This is a genomic window from Microbacterium sp. A94 (assembly GCF_051842855.1).
Taxonomy (GTDB): Bacteria; Actinomycetota; Actinomycetes; order Actinomycetales; family Microbacteriaceae; genus Microbacterium.
This window is the reverse complement of record NZ_JBPXMU010000005.1, coordinates 11,754-27,201: the sequence shown is the minus strand read 5'-3', so window position 1 is coordinate 27,201 and position 15,448 is coordinate 11,754. Positions and strand designations below refer to the sequence as shown.

Below are 15,448 nucleotides of genomic sequence, written 5' to 3'. Positions count from 1 at the left end.
TGAGGGCGGCGTGGCAGGTCTGATGTTGTGCTGTGCAACGATTTGTTGTCCACTCCGCAGAATCGATTGACACCCCTCTCGGTGGATGCTAGCTTCACTCGAGAAAGCGGTTTCTCCTCCGAGTTCATCGAAGCGAAAATCCGCTCCAAAAACCCGACAGACGTTCGGCCGCCATGGCAGCGGCCCCAACCCGAAAGAGGCGCAATGATGCGTACGACACGCTCTCGCATAGCCGTCGGCTCCGCGATGGTGGCCAGCGCGCTGGTCTTGACCAGCTGCTCCGCAGGAACAGGAACCGCAGACGGCGGCGGTGAGTTCGATCCCGAAGAGGAAATCGAACTGGAGATCTCCTGGTGGGGAGATGACAACCGGGCGACACTGTTCGGCGAAGTCATCGACCTGTTCGAGGACGAGTACCCGAACATCACTGTGGTCGAGACGCCGGTCGGCTCTCCCGATGACCTGTTCAATCGTCTTGCGACCGACTTCGCTGCCGGTGGCGACACGGCCCCGGACGTGTTCGCTCTGGGTGGGGCAAAGCCCCAGGAATACGGTGCGCTGGGTGCGCTGCTGGACTTGTCGACGGTTTCTGAGCAGCTCGACGCGAGCAAGTATCCGGACTTCTCGCTCACCAGCGCCCTCGTCGATGACCAGCTCTATGGCCTGCCCACCGGCGGTAACGCGACAGCGGCCTTCATCAACGCCGACATCTTTGCCCAGGCTGGCGTCGATGTGCCCGCGGATGGCTGGACGTGGGATGACCTGGTCGCAGTCACGAACGAGATCGGTAGCGCCGGTCTCACCACGGCGGACGGAAAGCCTGTCCACGGCATCGATCTGCGCGTGCAAGACATCATGGGCACATATGCCGGACAGCTCAGCGAGGTGGGCATCTACGACTGGGATGGTCAGCTCGGTGTAGACGTCGACGACATCGCCAGCTGGTACGAGATCGAGAAGCAGCTACTCGAAGGCGGTGCACTGCCAGACCCATCCGTCGTCACGGCGAACTGGGCGCTGCCGCCGGACCAGCAGCCGTTCACACTCGGCCAAGCGGCAGTCACCTTCGGCTACAGCAACCTGATGGGCGTGTACGCCGGTGCCGGCGAGAACGTTCAGATGGTCCTGCCGCCGACCTCAACCGACATTTCCGGTGTGGCGCTGCTGCCCTCCGCGTTCTGGTCGATCAACGCGGCCAGCGCTCACCCCGAGGCCGCGGCCCTGCTCATGAACTGGTTCCTCAATGAGCCTGCGGCAGCCGAGCTCATCCTTGACACGCGAGGCGTGCCCTTCAACCCAGACACGCTCGCGGTGGTTTCCCCGCTGCTGAGCGGGCCCGGCCAGGTCGCGGCAGACTATGTGAATGTCGTGCTGGAGGAAGGCGTTGTGGCTCCGCCGCAGCCTGCCGGTGGGTCGATTCTCAACGAGCTCTCCCAGCGCATGGAGTCGGAGGTTCTCTTCGAGCGTGCGACACCGGAGGAAGCCGCGCAGCGTTGGATCGATGAGCTCGGCGCAGCTCTGCAGTAATTCACGAACAGTGGGGCGTGGGCGCCGACGGTGCCGGCGCCCCACTGGCGTCTGAGGGAGACAGAAGATGACTGCGACCGTTCGTGCCGAGGCACTGGAACGTCTGCGGGCGGCGAAGCCGATCCCGCGTGCCGGACTTGTTGGCTCGCCGCTGGGCGCCGAGCTCGAAGCATCCGGGGTCCGCTTCGTCGCGGTCGGGGGACCGCTCGAGCAGCGCTGGCATGATGCGCTCGCCGAGCTTGACCGGTGCATCCGCTCCATCGATGGCCCGCCCGTGCTGAACGAAGGCGGCGTCTATGACGGATGCTGGCTGGAGAGCACCGGAACGATCAATGTCGAGGTCCTCGATCGCTTCGCACCCGGCATCGGCACAGACACGCTGCTGCAGTTCGCCGCGCATCAGCGCGTCGACGGGATGATCCCGTACAAGGTGACTCCGGCAGGGCCCGGGTTCAGTCAGATTCAGATCGTCACACCTTTGGCGCGCGTCGTGTGGCGGCACTATCAGCGCACCGGCGATCGGCAGTTCCTGCAGGTGATGTACGCCGCGATGGCCCGCTACGACGCCTGGCTCGCGCGCTATCGCGACACCGCCGAGACGGGGGCGGTCGAAGCATTCTGCGCCTTCGACACCGGGCATGATCTCTCGCCCCGGTTCTGGTTCGCGCCGGATCGCGCATTTGGTGCGGATGCCCGATACGTCGACCCCGCCGCCACCGCCGTGCCGTACATCGCACCCGATCTGACGGCGAACGTGGCATGTCAGCGGGTCTACCTCGGGGCGATCGCCGACGAGTTGGGCGAGGACGGTGCGCCGTGGCGAGAACGGGCCGAGGCCTCTCTCGATGCGCTCTGGGCGCAGTGCTTCGATGAAGACGACGGGCTGTTCTACGACCGGGACCGGTCAGGAATGCCCGTGCGGATCGCGTCGGACGTGCTGTTGCGAGTGCTGGCCTGTGAGGTGGGGGATGAGCCGTTCTTCGCCGACGCGCTCCGGCGGCACCTGATGAACACCCGGAAGTTCCTCGCGCACTACGGGTTCACGACGATCGCGATGGACGACCCCCGGTTCGATCATGACGCCTCACGCAATTCCTGGGGCGGCCCGGTGAACATGCTTGCGCAACTGCGCGCACCGGAAGCCTTTGAACGCCACGGCCACGTCGCAGAGCTGGCGCTGACCGCACAGCCCCTGCTTGCCGCGCTCGTCGCAGCTGACCGGTTCCCGCAGTGCGTGGACCCGTGGTCGGGAGATGCCGGGTACACCGAGGTGTACTCGCCCTCGATCCTGTGGTTCTTGGACGCACTCGAGCGGCATTCCGGCGTGCTCGAGCGCGCGGACGGCACGCTGTGGTTCTCCGGTCTCGCCCCGACGCGGCTGGAGCGCGGAACGGCCGCGGAGGCGATCGGTCACGCCCGAACCGTGGGTTCGGTCGCGTGGGAGCTGGTCGCGGATGACGAACTGGTTCAGGTGTACCGCGACGGACAGCCGGAGTTCTCGTTCCCGCGCGGGTGGCGCGTTGAGACGGATGCGGCGGGTGAGGTCGTCGCCGTCGTCGGACTGGCCGCCCAGCCCGTGGCCGGGGTGCTCGTGCTTGCCGGTGCGGAGCTGGCTATGACGATCGCGCCGAATGAGAGGGTCACGATCGTCGATCAGCACGAAGCCGATCGCGCGGCCGTCGAATTCATCCCGCCGGTGTTCTGAGCTGCAGCCCCGCCGGAGTCTCCTGCAACTCGAAGAAGTGCGCGCGCTCATCGGGCGTGCGGTTCGGGCTGTGCAGTGTGAGCAGCAGCGTCCCCTCGGTGGTGGTGAAGACCATCCCATGCCCGCCGTCAGCCGGCCACAGCGGTGCTTCAGACTGGATCCACGGGCCGGCGATCCCACCGGAAGCTGATGTTGCTACGCCCATCGCATAGCCGGAATCTCCGAAGCTTGACCACACCATCAGCAGTCGGCCATCCGCCGTTCGGTGCATCGAAGGACCGTCGGTGACGAACACCTCTGCAAACTCGGGACGCGGGATGCTGCGTGCCCACGGCGCTTCGGATGCCCGAAACAGCAGTCGAGGCTCGCCGATCGTGCTGCGAAGGTCTGCGGCGAGCTCTATTGCGTGGATCTCACCGTCGCCGACGTCCTTCCACTCGTGGCAGAACACAAGGTAGGGGATGCCATTCTCGACGTGCAACGTGCCGTCGAGGCACTCCCAGGCGCGGGGCGTGAGCGGGCCGTCGGACCAAGGCTCGTACGGCCCCTCGGGGTGATCGGCGCGCAGGATCTGGGTACCGCGGCGATGCCCCTCCGCGGTGAACGTCGCGAAAAGGTAGAAGGCGTTGTCATAGGCGTGCACTTCGGGCGCCCAGTACTGGGTGTGCGACCAGAAGTCGGCGGCCGGGCGGAAGGCGGGGATCGGTCCGTGCCAGGTCTGCAGATCGTCGCTGTGATAGGTGTCGAAGCCGGTCGCGGGACCGTCCCAGATGTTCTGGTCGGTGCTGCCGAACAGCCAGTATCGGCCGGTGCTCTCGTCGAGGAGCACGAAAGGATCGCGGATCTGAATCTCGTCGAGGCGCACGCTGTTGTCTGAAGTCATGACAGGTCCAATGTGTCGGGGCGGGCCAGGCCGTTGACGTTCACCGTCGGCCACAGGGGATCGGTGGTGAGTGTGGTGACGCCGGTATGGTCTGCGATCACGGTGTCTTCGAGCTTCGCGCCCGGAACCCAGGGGTTCCACGCGAACGCTCCACCGGAGACCACCCGCTGGGTGCTGGTCGGCGAAGCCTTGGGATCACGGCCGACGTAGCCGGTGGGGCCGCCCTGGTGGTGTGCGCGCCAGGCGGGGGAGCCCTCGTTGCCGAAGCCGTGGCGGACGTAGGCGGAGCCGATATCGCTGAGTATTTCGCTCAGTGCGCGGTCCGGCCGGGTTGCGGCGAAGATATCTGCCTCGACGAGGCGGAGGGCCCGTTCATCGGTCGTTTCGCTGCCGCGGAAGCGCACCCAGCGACTGAAACTGGCGTGCAGGCCGTGACGGACCGCCGTGACGACCGCGAGGAACTGATCGCCGAGCACCGCATCGGTGGGCAGCGGATGCTGGACGCCTCCGCGTGACGAGCCGGCGACGAGGATGACGTTCGGTGTCGCGCCGATAGCCAGCACGGCACGGCCGAGCTCGGCGGCGAGAGCATGCTCGGTCATATCTGGACGGGCATGGCGCAGGACCGCGGTCACTGCGGCGGCGGAATCCGCGCCCAGCGCTGCGTACCGCTGGCGTTCCTGGGGCAGCAGCGCCGCACGCGCAGCGCGCAGCTCATCGGCGACGGCCGTGTCGACAAGCGTGTCCGGGGCTGCTTCGGTGAGGGAGGCGAACCACGGGATGCTGCGGAACTCGGCGCCAGCGATCTCTTCTGCGGCGAGCCGGTCCGCCTCGTTCTCCAGTGCGGTGATAACCGCCGATCCGTCGCGATGGATGAGGGCCGAGCACACGGCTGCGCCCCCGAAAGGCACCTGCACGCGGGCTCCGTCGAAGTACCACGCGAGATTCTCCGGCGTGGTCAGCAGCAGCTCATCGGCGCCGTGCGCATCGAGGATCGCGCTGACGCGGGCGTGCTTGTGCGGGCGGTCTGTGCTGACGCGGGGCATGCACGAAGACTATCGGAGAAACCGCTTTCACGAGCGCACTCAATCCCGCTCCGGTCGCAATTGATGCTGTTAAAACGGCTTCAGAGCAACACCAATTGCGACCGGAATAGGCTGGGCGCGAAGATCAACGGGTTGGCTGACCGGTTCAGCGTTGATCCGTTGCTACGGTGAAAGCAGATTCAGTTTTGAACGAAGGAGTTCACCATGTCTCAGACACAGCAGGCCCGCCAAAAGCGGGGTGTCATGCGTCCGATCAACCGCTTTCTTGAACGGTGGATCCCCTCCGCGCTGACGTTCGCGATCGTACTGACGTTGATCGTCGCGGTCTTGGCGATGACGTTGACGCAGACCAGTCCGGTCGATGTCGTGAAGGGTTGGGGCGACGGCTTGTCGGGCCTGCTGGCCTTCATGACGCAGATGTGTCTGATCCTGCTGCTCGGCTACATGCTGGCGAACACCCGCCCCGTGCAGAAGCTGCTGCGCTGGCTTGCCCGTGTTCCCAGCAACGCCGGCTTCGCCTACGTCTTCGTCTTCGTCATCGCCGCGATCGCGAGCCTCATCACCTGGGGCCTCGGACTCATCGTCGGAACGTTGCTGGCACGCGAGATCGCCGTCGAAGCGCGCAAGCGCGGCATGAAGGTGCATTTCCCGCTACTGGTCGCCTCCGGCTACTCGGGCTTCGTCGTCTGGCACATGGGGTATTCGGGGTCTGGCCCGCTGACGGCGGCGACTCCGGATTCCTTCCTCGCGCCGAGCCTGGGCGGCGAAGTGCTGCCGATCACCCAGACCACGTTCTCCACGTGGAACATGCTCGCGGCGCTCGGCGTGATCATCGTCGTCGGAGCGCTGATGTACTTCATCCGGCCGAAGGGCAACGACCCGATCTACGAGCTTCCCGAGCATGTCGGCTCGGAGGAAACCGACGAGTACGACGACGAGGTTGTCACACCCGCCGACCGCATTGATGCCTCGCGCATCCTCACGCTGGTTGTCGGTCTGGGGCTCGTCGCGTACCTCATCGTGCACTTCGTACAGGGCGGAACTCTCACCCTCGACATAGTGAACTGGTCGTTCTTGGCACTCATCCTGTTGCTGGTGCGCAACCCGTTCGAGCTCATCCACCTCACCAAGAAAGCGGCATCCAACGTCGGCGAGATCTTGCTGCAGTTCCCGCTATACGCCGGCATTCTCGGGATCATGGCGAGCTCTGGCCTTATCCAACTGTTCTCGGATGCCTTCGTCTCGATCGCGACGCCGATGACATTCGGTGTGCTGGCGCTGCTTTCCGCCGGCATCGTGAACTTCTTCGTACCTTCGGGCGGCGGACAGTTCGCCGTGCAGGGTCCGATCATGCTGGATGCCGCGAACCAGCTCGGAGTCGACCCCTCGATCGCCGTGATGGCAGTTGCCTACGGTGACCAGTGGACCAACATGATCCAGCCGTTCTGGGCACTACCGGTGCTCGCGATCGCCGGACTGAAGATGCGCGACATCCTCGGCTACACGTTCGTGACGATGCTGGGCTCCGGCGTCGTGATGGCGGCAGTGCTGCTCTTCGTCAGTCTCTAGCCCACCACACCACACCACACCACACCGCCGTTCCGGTCGCAATTGATGCTGTTAAAACGGCTTCAGAGCAACACCAATTGCAACCGGAGCAGGGGGTGGTAACAACCGCAGGAGCCGCAACGCGAAGGAGCAGCTCTCAGTAACTTTCGCGCTCGGCGGTGTCGGCAGTGGGGATCCAGTCCGCGGCGAGCTTCTCGGTGGCCCGCGCGAGAATCGACACGTCGGCGGCGACAAGGGCGAAGGAGGCCCCGGCGTCGAGGTAGCGACGCGCGGTTGCCGGCACGAAGGCGTTCACACCGACCGGCTTGCCAGCAGCGAGCACTTCGGTGATCGTGTGCTCGACGGCAGCGATGACATCAGGATGCTCCTGCTGGCCGAGCAGCCCCATGGATGCCGCCAGATCGCTCGGCCCGATAAAGACGCTGTCCACACCATCGACCGCAGCGATTGCGCGGGCGCTCTGCACCGCAGCATCCGTCTCGATCTGCACCGAGAGCGAGGTGATCTCGTGCGCTCGCTGCAGATATTTCTCGGTGCGGCCCCACTGTCCGGCGCGAGCAAGCGCGCTGCCGACGCCCCGGATGCCGCGCGGCGGGTAGCGGGTCGCAGCGACGGCGGCTTCGGCATCCGACACGCTGTTGACCATAGGCACCAGAAGGTTCTGCGCGCCGACGTCGAGGAACTGCTTGATCAGCACCGCGTTGTTGCTCGGCACCCGCACCAGCGGGGCGATCGGATACGGCGCGGCCGCCTGCAGCAGCGCAAGCGTGGATTCGAGGCCGATCGGACTGTGCTCGCCGTCGATCAGTGTCCAATCCAGTCCGGAACCCGCCACGATCTCCGCCGCGATCGGGCTGCCGGAGCAGATCCAGGCTCCGATCAGTGGGCGCTCGGCGCTCGCCAGACGCTCCCGGAACGACGGTGCAGGCTCTAAACGAAACGACATGTGATGGTTCCCATCTCTCGGTAGTCGCACCGTACCTCGTCTCCCTTGTGTACCCACATCGGTCGGGTGAAGGATCCGGCGAGGATGATCTCGCCGGCTTCAAGCCGTGCACCATGCTGATGGAACTTGTTCGCCAGCCACGCCACCCCTGTGGCGGGATGGCCGAGGACTCCTGCTGCGACGCCGGTCTCCTCGATCTCGCCGTTGCGCGAGAGCACGCCGGGAATCCAGCGCAGGTCGATCTCATCCGGACGCAAATGCACGTCGCCGAGAACCATCGCTCCGTACGCGGCATTATCGCTGATGGTGTCGACGATCGTTCGGCCTTCGAGTTCGATATGTGAGTTCAGCACTTCGAGAGCAGGGACGGCGTAGTCGATTGCGCCGAGAGCATCCTCGAGAGTGCAGTTCGGGCCCTCGAGCGGATGCTTGAGGACAAAAGCGAGCTCGACCTCGATCCGCACATTCGAGAAGTCATCGAAGGGGATGTCGGCACCAGAGCGGTACACGGTGTCGTCGAACATCACGCCGTAGTCGGGCTCCGTGATCCCGGTCGCCTGTTGCATCGCTTTCGAGGTCAGACCGATCTTGCGGCCGACCAGCGTACGCCCGGAAGCGAGGTTCTTGTCCCGCCATATGCCTTGAATGGCATAGGCGTCGTCGATCGTGGCATCCGGGAACCGCGCGGTGATGCGGGGGATCACGCCGTGCGTGCGGTCGGCCTCAGCGAGTTCATCTGCAATCTGCTCGATCACCTCAGGAGTCAGCATCCGGTGCGCCTTTCTTCTAGAGCTGGTGGCCGAGCTTGTACTCGCCCTGCTTATATTCGGGCATCGAGTCCTCGCCCTCGTTTTTACGCGTGTACGAGAAACCGTCCGCTCCGATGGTGACAGCCATCTCGCTGTCGTCAGTACGCGTGATGACCGGTTGCGGGTTGCCGTCGAGGTCGAGCACGAGCGAGGCGTCGGTGTACCAGCTCGGCACCACCGGGTTGCCCCACCAGTCACGCCGCTGATTGTCGTGCACGTCCCAGGTGATGACCGGGTTGTCCGGGTCGCCGGTGTAGTAGTCCTGGGTGTAGATCTCGATGCGGTGCCCATCGGGGTCGCGCAGGTACAGGTAGAAGGCGTTCGAGACACCGTGGCGGCCGGGGCCGCGTTCGATCGCATCCGACCGGCGCAGCGCTCCGAGCTTGTCGCAGATGGCCAGGATGTTGTGCTTCTCATGCGTAGCGAATGCGACGTGATGCATGCGTGGGCCGTCACCGCCGGTGGCAGCGGTGTCGTGCACCGTGGGCTTGCGGCGCATCCATGCGGCATAGACGGTGCCGTGCTCATCTTGGATATCTTCGGTGACGCGGAATCCAAGGTCTTGGTAGTGGCGCACGGCGCGGGGAACGTCCGGGGTGACCTGGTTGAAGTGATCGAGACGAACCAGCTCGCCCGGAGTGTGCAGGTCATAGCGCCAGGACAGTCGCTCGACATGGGTCGTCTCGAAGAAGAACTCATAGGGGAAGCCGAGGGGGTCCTCGACACGCACCGAGTCTCCGATGCCTCTAACGAAGCCATCCGGGCGTCGTTCGACGCGGCATCCGAGTTCGGTGTAGAACTCGACGGCACGGCCAAGGTCCTCCGCGCTGCGCACCCGGTACGAGAATGCCGCGACCGCAGCGATCGGTCCCTTCCGCAGCACCAGGTTGTGGTGGATGAACTCCTCGGTCGAGCGCAGGTAGATCGCATCGTCGTCCTCCTCGGTCACGTAGAGCCCGAGCACGTCGACATAGAACTGACGGGATGCCGCGAGGTCAGTGACGACGAGGTCCATATATGCGCAGCGGAGGATATCCGGGGGAGTGGCGACCGGGGTCGCGACGGCGTTGTCTGAGTGGATCGGAGCTTCCGCGCTCACGTAGTAGCCCGAGGAAGTCAGGGTCATGTCTTCACGATTGGTCATATCAGCGTCCTTGCTTGAGATTCTCGTGCTCCGGTCGCACTTCGTGTCGCTTTGCGGCGGTTTTAACAGCAGGAAATGCGACCTGAGCGGGAAGGCGGGAAGGCGGGAGTGCGGGAAAGCGGGAGTGCGGGAAGGCGGGAAGGGTCAGTTCTTTCCGAAGACGGGATTGTGGACTTCGCCGAGGTTGATGTGCACGGCCTGCTGATCGGTGTAGAAGTCGATCGAGCGGTAGCCGCCCTCGTGCCCGAGACCGGATGCCTTCACGCCACCGAACGGGGTGCGCAGGTCCCGCACGTTGTTGCTGTTCAGCCACACCATGCCAGCCTCGAGGTCGCCAGCGAAGTTATGTGCGCGTTTGAGGTCGTTCGTCCAGATGTACGCGGCGAGGCCGTATTTGGTGTTGTTCGCCAGTGCGAGGGCCTCTTCATCGCCCGTGAACGGGGTGATTGCGACAACCGGGCCGAAGATCTCCTCCTGGAAGATCCGGGCATCCGGGTAGACATCGGCGAACACCGTCGGTGCGACGTAGTTGCCGGTGTCGAAACCTTCGGGGCGTCCGCCGCCGGCGACCAGGCGCGCCTCGCTCTTGCCGATCTCCACGTAGCTCATCACCTTGTCGTAGTGCTCCGGGTGCACGAGCGCACCGACCTCGGTAGTCGGGTCATTGGGCAGACCGACCTTCACGCGCTTCGCCTGAGCTGCATATTTCTCGACGAACTCGTCGTAGATCGAGTCTTCGACGAGGATGCGACTGCCTGCCGTGCAGCGCTCGCCATTGAGGGAGAACACCCCGAAGATCGTCGCGTTGACTGCGGCTTCGAGGTCGGCGTCGGCGAAGACGATCGCGGGGGACTTTCCGCCGAGCTCCATCGACAGACCCTTCAGGTACGGGGCCGCGCTGGCGAAGATCAGCTGGCCGGTGGAGCTCTCGCCGGTGAACGAGATCAGCGGAACATCGGGATGCTTCACAAGTGCGTCACCGGCATCCTCTCCGAGACCGTTGACGAGGTTGAACACGCCCTGCGGGAGCCCAGCCTCCTCGAAGATGTCAGCCCACAGAGATGCCGAAAGCGGAGTGAACTCGGCGGGCTTGAGGACGACCGTGTTGCCGGTGGCGAGGGCTGGGCCCAGCTTCCAGGACTCGAGCATGAACGGCGTATTCCACGGGGTGATCAGGCCTGCGACCCCGATCGGCTTGCGATTGACGTAGTTGATCTGACGCCCCGGTACCTTGTACGTGTCATCCGCCTGCGCGACGATCAGATCGGCGAAGAAACGGAAGTTCTCCGCAGCGCGCCGGGCCTGACCGAGCGCCTGCGTGATGGGTAGGCCGGAGTCGAATGACTCCAGTTCCGCGAGGCGCTGATCGCGAGACTCGACGAGATCGGCGATCTTGTGCAGCACGCGCGAGCGCTCGCGCGGAAGCATCTTCGGCCACGGCCCGTCCTCGAAAGCACGTTTGGCAGCGGCGACAGCGAGATCGATGTCTGCCTTCTTGCCGGCCGCGGCAGTGGTGTAGTTCTCGTTCGTCACCGGATCGAGCACGTCGAAGGTGTCGCCGTCGACCGAATCGACGAAGGAGCCATCGATGTAATGCTGGATGCGAGCGGGGAGATCTGCGGGGATACGTGAATCAGTCATTGTTCCTCCGGTGTCAGTGCACATGCGTGCCGACGGCCTCGTCGGGTTGCGTCTGGGTCAGATAGGCGTCAAGAGTGGATGCATGGTGCAGCCGGGCTGCACGCTCGATCTCTGTGATCGGTGCACTGTTCTCGATCAGCGCCACGATCTGCTCGTGTTCGCGCACCGAGTCGTGCGCGCGACCGGGCACGAAGCTGAAGGTCGAGTCGCGCAGGCGATTGAGTCGCGACATCTCCAGCGTGACGAGTTCGTGCAGGCGCGGGTTCGGGCACGGTGCGATGAGCGCCGCGTGGAAGCGCTGGTTCAGCTGCGTGAACGCGGAAGGATTGAAATTTTCCAGCGTTTCGATCATCTGTGCATTGATTGCCCGCGCGAGCTTCAGATCATCAGCGGTGAGGTGCCGCGCCGCAAGCGCTGTCGCGCTGCCCTCGAGGATGCTGAGGGTCTCCATGCTGTGCCGATATTGGGCATCATCGACCATCGCCACTCTCGCGCCCACGTTGTGCTCGAAGTGGACGAGTCCTTCGGCTTCGAGTTGCCGGATCGCCTCGCGCACCGGCACCACGCTCATGTCGAGTTCCCCTGCGATCGTGCCGAGCACGAGTCGGTAGCCGGGGGTGTAGGTCTGCCCGGCGATGCGCTCCTTGAGCCAGTCGTACGCGCGTTGCGATTTGCTGAGGGTCTTGGTCATGCGCGTTCCGCCTCGTACTTCGCACGCCACTGGGCATTCATCGGAAACAACCCATCGACCGGATGCCCTGCCTCGACCTGTGCGGCGATCCAGGCGTCCTCCTGTTCCTGGGCCAGTGTTGCTTCGACGACCTCTTCGACGAGTGACGGAGGGATCACAACAACGCCGTCTCCATCTCCGACGATGATGTCTCCCGGCTGGACGGCGGCACCGCCGCAGGCGACGGTCACATCGAGGTCCCACGGCACATGCTTGCGACCGAGTACCGACGGGTGGGCGCCCTGCGAGAACACGGGCAGACCGATGCGCGCGACCTCATCGAAGTCGCGCACACCGCCGTCGGTGACGACCCCGGCAGCGCCGCGGGCGTGGGCGCGCAGGGCGAGGATGTCGCCGAGAGTGCCGGTGGTGGCATCCCCGCGCGCCTCGATGACGATGATCTCGCCCTCTTCGACAGCGTCGAACAGACGTTTCTGAGCGTTGTAGCCTCCGCCGTGGCTGGCGAATAGATCCTCGCGGGCGGGGATGAAGCGCAGCGTTCGCGCGGTGCCGACGATCTTCGTGCCGGCGATGTTGACGGCGACGCCGTCGATGAAGCAGGAGTGGTGTCCGCGCTTGCGCAGCTGGGCGGAGAGCCCAGCGGTGGGAGCGGCCTCGAGCTTCGCGCGGAGTTCGACGCTCAACCCGGTCGTTGAACGAGACGGACGATCTTCGGTCGGGGCCGTTCCCCAGGCATCCGCACGCTGCTTGTCATCGACAGCAGGGAGCGACCCGAGCGATTCGTCGAACGCGGCCGAGCCCTGCGTGACGGTGGTGACGAGCCGGCCAGATGACGGTGCGCCTGGTGCGTTCGGGGCATCCACCTCCACCTCGACGACGTCGCCGGGAACGATTACGGACGATCCGGCCGGCGTCCCCGTGAGGATGACATCCCCGGTCTCGAGCGTGAAGTGCTGCGAGAGATCGGCGACGAACTGCGCGAGCGGGAAGATCAGTCCCGCAGACGTGTCATCTTGACGAAGCTCGCCATTGACCCAGGTGCGCACCCGGATGCCGGATGGATCGATCGTGCGGGCATCGATGAGATTCGGGCCGAGAGGTGTGTAGCCGTCTCCGCCCTTGGAGCGGACGTTCGAGCCCTTGTCGTTGGCTCGTAGGTCGTAGAGGCCGAGGTCGTTGGCGGCGGTGACGGATGCCACATGCGACCAGGCATCCTCCAGACTGACGCGGCGTGCAGGGATGCCGATGACGAGCGCGATCTCACCCTCGAAGGCGAGCAGCTCGGTGCCGGCGGGGCGTTCGACGGTGTCGCCGGATGCTGCAACGGAACTGGCGACCTTGAAGAAGTAGGAGGGGTGGGCTGGGCGCCGTCCGCGCTGATCAGCACGGGACGCATAGCTGAGGTGGATTGCGATGATCTTGCCTGGGCGGGCAATCGAGTCCGTCACAGTGGGCGCCTCCTTGCGTCGTGAGTCTCGCTCTTGTGCGATGTATTTGAAATCGTATATCATCCTGAGATCGGGCCGCAAGCATTCTGCATCCAGCCCGAGACAACGACGTCACCAAGGAGCATCAAGATGCAGTTTCATCACCACGGTTACGTTTCTGAGAACCCACGGGTCGTCCCGGCTGCGGGCTGGGGTGTCGAACGCCCAATCGACCTGCCGGATGAGACGGATGTGCTGATCGTCGGCTCTGGACCCGCCGGCATGCTGCTGGCTGCGCAGATGTCGCAGTTTCCCGATGTCACGACACGGATCATCGAGCGCCGCGACGGTCGTCTCGTGCTCGGCCAGGCCGATGGCATCCAGCCGCGCAGCGTCGAGACTTTCCAAGCCTTCGGATTCGCCGAACGGATCACTGCCGAGGCATACAACATCGCCTATATGAACTTCTGGGGGCCGGACCCGGACAACCCCGACAACATCATCCGCACCACGCGTACGGAGGATTATGGACTGAAGATCAGTGAGTTCCCGCATCTGATCGTCAACCAAGCACGCGTGCTTGATTACTTCGCCGAGGCGGCAGCCTTCGCGCCCGGCCGGATCATCCCCGACTACGGCATCGAGTTCCTCGATCTTTCCCGCGATGGCGAAGGTGAGTATCCGGTCGCGGTGCGAATTCGGCACACGGCGGGGGAGCGCGCGGGTGAGGAACGCACGATCCGTGCGAAGTACGTCGTCGGATGCGACGGGGCGCGAAGCGGTGTGCGTGAGGCGATCGGACGTCAGCATGTGGGCGAATTCTCAGCCCATGCCTGGGGAGTCATGGATGTGCTCGTGAACACCGATTTCCCCGATTGGCGTACGAAATGCGCGATCAACGCGAAGGCCGGGAACATTCTGCACATTCCCCGCGAGGGTGGATATCTCAGCCGTGTGTATGTCGACCTCGGCGCGGTCGCGACCGACGACAACCACCGGGTGCGCCAGACGCCGATTGACCAGATCATCGAGAAGGCCAATGAGGTTCTGCATCCGTACACGCTCGACGTGAAGGAGGTCGCCTGGTCAAGTGTCTACGAGGTCGGCCACCGCGTCACGGACGGTTTCGATGATGCTCTGGATGACACGCGTGCTCCGCGTGTGTTCTTGACCGGAGATGCCTGTCACACGCACAGCGCGAAAGCTGGCCAAGGCATGAACGTTTCGATGCAGGACGGATTCAACCTGGGCTGGAAGCTCGGATCGGTGCTCACCGGTCGCAGCCCCGAGTCGCTCCTGGCGACGTATTCGGCAGAGCGGCAGCCGGTTGCGCAGCAGCTGATCGATTTCGACCGCGAGTGGTCAAGTCTGATGGCACGCAAACCTGAGGAGATTTCCGACCCGCAGGAGCTGGCGAACTACTACCTCGCCACCGCCGAGTTCCCTTCGGGATTCATGACGCAGTACCCGCCGTCGGCGATCACGGGCGGTTCCGCCCATCAGGCGCTCGCGGCGGGGTTCCCGATCGGGAAGCGGTTCAAATCCGCCGAGGTCGTGCGGGTGTGTGACGGCAACGTCGTGCATCTTGGTCACCATGCGAGGGCGGATGGTCGCTGGCGTGTTTATGCGTTCGCGGATGCGGGCGGTGTGCGCCTTCGGGAATGGGCAACGGCGGTCTCGCCGATGATCGCTCGGGTGACTTCGGCGGATGCTGATGAGGATGCCGTCATCGATGCCAAGGTCGTCTATCAGGAGGCATTCGAGGATGTCGCGCTGCTGGAGGCACCGGACTTGTTCCTACCGAAGACGGGACCGCTGGGTCTTACGGATTGGGAGAAGGTCTACGCCGCCACACCCAACGTGTGGACGGACACCGACATCTTCGTCGAGCGCGAGCTCGCGCGGGACGGCGCTGTGGTGGTCGTGCGGCCCGACCAGTACGTCGCGGCCGTGCTGCCGCTGGAAGCCACATCGGAGCTCGGCGCCTTCTTTGATGGTGTGTTCTTGCCAGCCTGAACGTGCTGCCGCGACGCGCTGCTTGGTGCATCGCTCCCGGGCCT

12 protein-coding genes are annotated in these 15,448 nt (G+C 64.6%); 4 read left to right on the top strand and 8 right to left on the bottom strand.

The genetic code is table 11. The annotated features are described in order from the left end of the window. The first annotated feature begins 204 nt into the window (after positions 1–204). Positions 205–1,527 carry an ABC transporter substrate-binding protein gene (locus ACSU1L_RS13105; RefSeq protein WP_438253225.1) on the top strand — a complete coding sequence of 441 codons (1,323 nt, stop codon included), beginning with the start codon at positions 205–207 and terminating at the stop codon, positions 1,525–1,527. Between the two features lie 67 nt (positions 1,528–1,594). After that, positions 1,595–3,232 carry an MGH1-like glycoside hydrolase domain-containing protein gene (locus ACSU1L_RS13100; protein ID WP_438253226.1) on the top strand — a complete coding sequence of 546 codons (1,638 nt, stop codon included), beginning with the start codon at positions 1,595–1,597 and terminating at the stop codon, positions 3,230–3,232. Here ACSU1L_RS13100 and ACSU1L_RS13095 read toward each other — a convergent pair. Both ACSU1L_RS13095 and ACSU1L_RS13090 read right to left on the bottom strand, forming a co-directional pair. Next, a complete protein-coding gene (locus ACSU1L_RS13095) occupies positions 3,213–4,115 on the bottom strand; it encodes a glycoside hydrolase family 43 protein (protein ID WP_438253227.1) in 903 nt (300 codons plus the stop codon). The genes ACSU1L_RS13100 and ACSU1L_RS13095 overlap by 20 nt on opposite strands. Beyond that, positions 4,112–5,161 carry a M24 family metallopeptidase gene (locus ACSU1L_RS13090; protein WP_438253228.1) on the bottom strand — a complete coding sequence of 350 codons (1,050 nt, stop codon included), beginning with the start codon at positions 5,159–5,161 and terminating at the stop codon, positions 4,112–4,114. The genes ACSU1L_RS13095 and ACSU1L_RS13090 overlap by 4 nt, the downstream gene beginning before the upstream one ends. 204 nt (positions 5,162–5,365) lie before the next feature. On the opposite strand from ACSU1L_RS13090, the gene ACSU1L_RS13085 reads away from it, so the two are divergent. Continuing rightward, the gene (locus ACSU1L_RS13085) at positions 5,366–6,730 is read left to right on the top strand and encodes a short-chain fatty acid transporter (RefSeq protein WP_439256092.1); all 1,365 of its coding nucleotides are present in this window, start codon (positions 5,366–5,368) and stop codon (positions 6,728–6,730) included. A gap of 136 nt (positions 6,731–6,866) precedes the next feature. Here ACSU1L_RS13085 and ACSU1L_RS13080 read toward each other — a convergent pair whose 3' ends face one another. The 6 genes from ACSU1L_RS13080 to ACSU1L_RS13055 form a co-directional block, all read right to left on the bottom strand. After that, on the bottom strand, positions 6,867–7,676 hold the full coding sequence (locus tag ACSU1L_RS13080; RefSeq protein ID WP_439256091.1) for an HpcH/HpaI aldolase family protein: 810 nt from the start codon (positions 7,674–7,676) through the stop codon (positions 6,867–6,869). Further along, positions 7,661–8,446: a 2-keto-4-pentenoate hydratase gene (locus ACSU1L_RS13075; protein WP_439256090.1), complete on the bottom strand. Its 786-nt coding sequence runs from the start codon at positions 8,444–8,446 to the stop codon at positions 7,661–7,663. The genes ACSU1L_RS13080 and ACSU1L_RS13075 overlap by 16 nt, the downstream gene beginning before the upstream one ends. 16 nt (positions 8,447–8,462) lie before the next feature. Continuing rightward, positions 8,463–9,629: a 3,4-dihydroxyphenylacetate 2,3-dioxygenase gene (hpaD, locus tag ACSU1L_RS13070; RefSeq protein WP_439256089.1), complete on the bottom strand. Its 1,167-nt coding sequence runs from the start codon at positions 9,627–9,629 to the stop codon at positions 8,463–8,465. A 144-nt stretch (positions 9,630–9,773) separates the two neighbouring features. After that, entirely contained in the window at positions 9,774–11,270 is a 1,497-nt protein-coding gene (gene hpaE, locus ACSU1L_RS13065) for a 5-carboxymethyl-2-hydroxymuconate semialdehyde dehydrogenase (protein WP_439256088.1), read from the bottom strand. A 13-nt stretch (positions 11,271–11,283) separates the two neighbouring features. Next, positions 11,284–11,961: a GntR family transcriptional regulator gene (locus tag ACSU1L_RS13060; RefSeq protein WP_438253234.1), complete on the bottom strand. Its 678-nt coding sequence runs from the start codon at positions 11,959–11,961 to the stop codon at positions 11,284–11,286. After that, entirely contained in the window at positions 11,958–13,409 is a 1,452-nt protein-coding gene (locus ACSU1L_RS13055) for a fumarylacetoacetate hydrolase family protein (protein WP_438253235.1), read from the bottom strand. The genes ACSU1L_RS13060 and ACSU1L_RS13055 overlap by 4 nt, the downstream gene beginning before the upstream one ends. A 129-nt stretch (positions 13,410–13,538) precedes the next feature. Between ACSU1L_RS13055 and ACSU1L_RS13050 the strand changes: the two genes are divergently transcribed. Next, positions 13,539–15,404 carry an FAD-dependent monooxygenase gene (locus tag ACSU1L_RS13050; protein ID WP_439256087.1) on the top strand — a complete coding sequence of 622 codons (1,866 nt, stop codon included), beginning with the start codon at positions 13,539–13,541 and terminating at the stop codon, positions 15,402–15,404. Positions 15,405–15,448 lie beyond the last annotated feature (44 nt).

Bases quoted from the DNA above. Each gene is read 5' to 3' on its own strand.
- ACSU1L_RS13080 (WP_439256091.1), bottom strand. From the start codon at position 7,676: ATGTCGTTTCGTTTAGAGCCTGCACCGTCGTTCCGGGAGCGTCTGGCG.
- ACSU1L_RS13075 (WP_439256090.1), bottom strand. From the start codon at position 8,446: ATGCTGACTCCTGAGGTGATCGAGCAGATTGCAGATGAACTCGCTGAG.
- hpaD (WP_439256089.1), bottom strand. From the start codon at position 9,629: ATGACCAATCGTGAAGACATGACCCTGACTTCCTCGGGCTACTACGTG.
- ACSU1L_RS13095 (WP_438253227.1), bottom strand. From the start codon at position 4,115: ATGACTTCAGACAACAGCGTGCGCCTCGACGAGATTCAGATCCGCGAT.
- hpaE (WP_439256088.1), bottom strand. From the start codon at position 11,270: ATGACTGATTCACGTATCCCCGCAGATCTCCCCGCTCGCATCCAGCAT.
- ACSU1L_RS13105 (WP_438253225.1), top strand. From the start codon at position 205: ATGATGCGTACGACACGCTCTCGCATAGCCGTCGGCTCCGCGATGGTG.
- ACSU1L_RS13060 (WP_438253234.1), bottom strand. From the start codon at position 11,961: ATGACCAAGACCCTCAGCAAATCGCAACGCGCGTACGACTGGCTCAAG.
- ACSU1L_RS13085 (WP_439256092.1), top strand. From the start codon at position 5,366: ATGTCTCAGACACAGCAGGCCCGCCAAAAGCGGGGTGTCATGCGTCCG.
- ACSU1L_RS13050 (WP_439256087.1), top strand. From the start codon at position 13,539: ATGCAGTTTCATCACCACGGTTACGTTTCTGAGAACCCACGGGTCGTC.
- ACSU1L_RS13090 (WP_438253228.1), bottom strand. From the start codon at position 5,161: ATGCCCCGCGTCAGCACAGACCGCCCGCACAAGCACGCCCGCGTCAGC.
- ACSU1L_RS13100 (WP_438253226.1), top strand. From the start codon at position 1,595: ATGACTGCGACCGTTCGTGCCGAGGCACTGGAACGTCTGCGGGCGGCG.